Genomic DNA, 1,823 nt, shown 5'->3' with positions numbered 1-1,823 from the left:
ACGTTAGGAACATACCCGTGGTTAGTGCGTAAGCACAGCGATCCACATGGTTAAGTTAGAAAGGGCGCACGGTGGATGCCTTGGCACTAGGAGCCGAAGAAGGACGGGACTAACACCGATATGCTTTGGGGAGCTGTACGTAAGCGTTGATCCAGAGATTTCCGAATGGGGGAACCCACTATCTTTAGTCGGATAGTATCCTTACGTGAATACATAGCGTAAGGAAGGCAGACCCAGGGAACTGAAACATCTAAGTACCTGGAGGAAGAGAAAGAAAAATCGATTTCCTGAGTAGCGGCGAGCGAAACGGAAAGAGCCCAAACCAAGAAGCTTGCTTCTTGGGGTTGTAGGACACTCTATACGGAGTTACAAAAGAAAGTGGTAAACGAAGTGGTCTGGAAAGGCCCGCCAAAGAAGGTAACAGCCCTGTAATTGAAATCATTTTCCCTCCAGAGTGGATCCTGAGTACGGCGGAACACGTGAAATTCCGTCGGAATCCGGGAGGACCATCTCCCAAGGCTAAATACTCCCTAGTGACCGATAGTGAACCAGTACCGTGAGGGAAAGGTGAAAAGCACCCCGGAAGGGGAGTGAAACAGTTCCTGAAACCGTGTGCCTACAAGTAGTTAGAGCCCGTTAATGGGTGATAGCGTGCCTTTTGTAGAATGAACCGGCGAGTTACGATTTGTTGCAAGGTTAAGCGGAAAAAGCGGAGCCGTAGCGAAAGCGAGTCTGAATAGGGCGCATGAGTAACAGGTCGTAGACCCGAAACCAGGTGATCTACCCATGTCCAGGATGAAGGTGAGGTAATACTCACTGGAGGTCCGAACCCACGCACGTTGAAAAGTGCGGGGATGAGGTGTGGGTAGCGGAGAAATTCCAATCGAACCTGGAGATAGCTGGTTCTCTCCGAAATAGCTTTAGGGCTAGCCTCGAGGTAAAGAGTCGTGGAGGTAGAGCACTGTTTGGACTAGGGGCCCTTCTCGGGTTACCGAATTCAGATAAACTCCGAATGCCATGTACTTATACTCGGGAGTCAGACTGCGAGTGATAAGATCCGTAGTCGAAAGGGAAACAGCCCAGACCACCAGTTAAGGTCCCAAAATATATGTTAAGTGGAAAAGGATGTGGGGTTGCATAGACAACCAGGATGTTGGCTTAGAAGCAGCCACCATTGAAAGAGTGCGTAATAGCTCACTGGTCGAGTGACCCCGCGCCGAAAATGTACCGGGGCTAAACATATTACCGAAACTGTGGATGAACCTCTTTGGAGGTTCGTGGTAGGAGAGCGTTCTAAGGGCGGTGAAGTCAGACCGGAAGGACTGGTGGAGCGCTTAGAAGTGAGAATGCCGGTATGAGTAGCGAAAGACGGGTGAGAATCCCGTCCACCGAATATCTAAGGTTTCCTGGGGAAGGCTCGTCCGCCCAGGGTTAGTCGGGACCTAAGCTGAGGCCGATAGGCGTAGGCGATGGACAACAGGTAGATATTCCTGTACCAGTGCTGTTTGTTTGAGCAATGGGGTGACACAGAAGGATAGGGAATCGCACGGATGGAAATGTGCGTCCAAGCAGTGAGTGTGAGAAGTAGGCAAATCCGCTTCTCGCGAAGCATGAGCTGTGATGGGGAAGGAAATTAAGTACGGAAGTTCCTGATTTCACGCTGTCAAGAAAAGCCTCTAGTTAGAATAGTACTGCCCGTACCGCAATCCGACACAGGTAGATGAGGAGAGAATCCTAAGGTGAGCGAGAGAACTCTCGTTAAGGAACTCGGCAAAATGACCCCGTAACTTCGGGAGAAGGGGTGCTCTATTAGGGTGCAAGCC

The 1,823-nt window shown here is 50.5% G+C and carries 1 rRNA gene; it reads left to right on the top strand.

The features are described from left to right. Positions 1–48: 48 nt before the first annotated feature. Positions 49–1,823: ribosomal RNA gene (locus HCJ66_RS15745) — 23S ribosomal RNA — on the top strand; the annotation flags it as partial.

Source organism: Paenilisteria portnoyi (assembly GCF_014322795.1).
Taxonomy (GTDB): Bacteria; Bacillota; Bacilli; order Lactobacillales; family Listeriaceae; genus Listeria_A; species Listeria_A portnoyi.
Note: the sequence above shows the minus strand (reverse complement) of the source record. Positions and strands in the feature narration are given on the sequence as shown.